General features: G+C 66.5%; 4 protein-coding genes. All 4 read left to right on the top strand.

Annotated features, from left to right (window positions below; genetic code table 11):
- Window positions 1-588, top strand: a 588-nt coding sequence (locus AC1DX0_RS34775) for a methylated-DNA--[protein]-cysteine S-methyltransferase (RefSeq protein ID WP_477358917.1), incomplete at its 5' end; no start/stop codon positions are given.
- Window positions 589-600: 12 nt separating this feature from the next.
- Window positions 601-831 carry a hypothetical protein gene (locus AC1DX0_RS34770; RefSeq protein WP_477224280.1) on the top strand — a complete coding sequence of 77 codons (231 nt, stop codon included), beginning with the start codon at window positions 601-603 and terminating at the stop codon, window positions 829-831.
- A 325-nt stretch (window positions 832-1,156) separates the two neighbouring features.
- The gene (locus tag AC1DX0_RS34765) at window positions 1,157-1,711 is read left to right on the top strand and encodes a methylated-DNA--[protein]-cysteine S-methyltransferase (RefSeq protein ID WP_477224279.1); all 555 of its coding nucleotides are present in this window, start codon (window positions 1,157-1,159) and stop codon (window positions 1,709-1,711) included.
- Window positions 1,708-2,354, top strand: a 647-nt coding sequence (locus AC1DX0_RS34760) for a 2OG-Fe(II) oxygenase (RefSeq protein ID WP_477358914.1), incomplete at its 3' end; no start/stop codon positions are given. The genes AC1DX0_RS34765 and AC1DX0_RS34760, both read left to right, overlap by 4 nt.

The raw sequence follows: 2,354 nt of genomic DNA, 5'->3' as shown, positions 1-2,354 counted from the left end.
GGCATGCTCGGCATGACGCCGACGCGCTACCGCGCCGGCGGCGCCAACGAGGACATACGCTTCGCCGTCGGCGAATCCTCGCTCGGCACCATTCTGGTTGCGTCGAGCCAAAAGGGCGTCGCCTCGATCCTGCTCGGCGACGATCCGGACGCGCTGGTGCGCGACCTGCAGGACCGTTTCCCCAAGGCACGGCTGATCGGTGGCGACAGCGATTACGAAGCGCTGGTCGCCCGCGTCGTCGGCTTCGTCGAGGCTCCACAGCTTGGTCTCGACCTGCCGCTCGACGTGCGCGGCACCGCTTTCCAGCAACGCGTCTGGCAGGCCTTGCAGGATATTCCGGTCGGCAGCACGGTTTCCTATGCCGGGATCGCCGAGCGCATCGGCGCGCCGAAGGCCACCCGCGCCATCGCTGCCGCCTGCGCCGCCAACGCCCATGCGGTCGCCATCCCTTGCCACCGCGTGATCAGGAAGGATGGCGCCCTGTCGGGCTACGCCTGGGGCGCCGAGCGCAAGCGCGCGCTGTTTGACCGCGAGGCCGGCGGAGCGGCGAAGGCCGCCGACAGGGCGGCCCGGTCTTTGCGGACCTGACGAGGGCCGGCGATGCGCACGATGGCAAGGTCTTCCACCGCCGGTGCGAATATCGAGATCGCCAACGGTGTTGCCGTCAGTCGCGCCGAAGATGCGAAGTCAGAGGTCCTGGCCGCCATCGGCGAACTGGTCGATGATGGCAAGGCCGAATGGAGCCGCACCGCGACGGGCGAGGTTGAGTTGCGGCTGTTGTCAGGCGAGGTTTTTCTACTCGGCGATGTCACCGTCACGCGTGTTGCCTGACATCCTCGGGCGAAGTGCCAATGATCTAAATCAGCGCTCTACGGCGCCCCCCTCTGTCCTGCCGGACATCTCCCCCACGAGGGGGGAGATCGGATGTAGTCACGGCCTTCGCCAATCTTCGACGTTGCAGGAGGAGAGCCGACGCAAAAGCTGCCGATCTCCCCCCTTGTGGGGGAGATGTCCGGCAGGACAGAGGGGGGCGCCGTAGAGTGCTTACCTTGGCGTCCTTCATCCTCGGGCGCCAAGATTTGAATTTGAAAGCAAGCACCGGAGTGAGCGCCAACCGGTACCTCGCTAGGGTTTAGGCACAGAAGGAGTGAAGGCAATGAACCTCATGCAAACCCACATGCAGGCGACAGCACCCAAGGCTGCCAGCCTCGACACCATCACCTATGCCATCAGCCAATCCGCGATCGGCAACATCTTGGCGGCGCGCAGCCGGATCGGCATCTGCGCCATCCTGATCGGCTCCGACGCCGACACGCTGGAGCAGGACCTCGCTGACCGTTTCCCCGGCAGGGTGCTGGTCGAGGATAAAAACGCGCTCCGCGACGATCTCGCCGCAATCGCGCGCTTCATCGAAATGCCCCGCGCCGGCCTCGACCTGCCGCTCGACATGCGCCACGGCACGCCGTTCCAGCAGCGTGTGTGGGACGCACTGCGCGCCATCCCGTGCGGCGCCACCATCACCTACACCGCGCTTGCCCGGCGGCTTGGCCAACCGAACGGCGCCCGCGCCGTGGCGACCGCCTGTGCCGCCAACGCCATCGCGCTCGGCATCCCCTGCCACCGCGTGGTCCGCGCCGACGGCACGCTGTCAGGCTATCGCTGGGGCGTCGAACGCAAGCGCGCCTTGCTGAACCGGGAGGCCACCATATGAACGCCCATGCCAGGGTTGCCGCATCCGTGGTGGAAGCCGCCGAGACACGCATCGCCGCTTACGACTGGCCGGCGCTGACCACCGAACTCGACGGTTTCGGCTGTGCGGTGATGGAAAAGCTGCTCTCACCGCAGGAGTGCCGGCAGATCGCCGGCCTCTACCCCGAGGAACAGCATTTTCGCAGTCATATCCACATGGCCAGGCATGGTTTCGGCAAGGGCGAATACCGCTATTTCCGCTATCCCTTGCCCGACCTCATCGGCGGCTTGCGCAGCGCGCTTTATCCCAGACTGGCCGAGGTCGCCAACCGGTGGAACGAGCGTATGGCGATCGCCTTGCGCTATCCCGCGACGCATGCCGAATTCCTCGACCAGTGCCATGGCGCCGGCCAGGTCAGGCCGACGCCGCTTTTGCTGCAATATGTGCCCGGCGACTTCAACTGCCTGCACCAGGACCTTTATGGCGACCTCGCCTTCCCATTGCAGGTGGCGGTCCTGCTCTCGGAACCGGGCGAGGATTTCACYGGCGGCGAATTCGCCCTGACCGAGCAGCGCCCGCGCACGCAGAGCCGGGTGGAAGTGGTGCCGCTGCGCCAGGGCGACGCCGTGGCCTTCGCCGTCCACAACCGGCCGGTACAGGGAAC

The sequence above is a fragment of the Mesorhizobium sp. P3_A9 genome (genome assembly GCF_056402975.1).
Note: the sequence above shows the minus strand (reverse complement) of the source record. Positions and strands in the feature narration are given on the sequence as shown.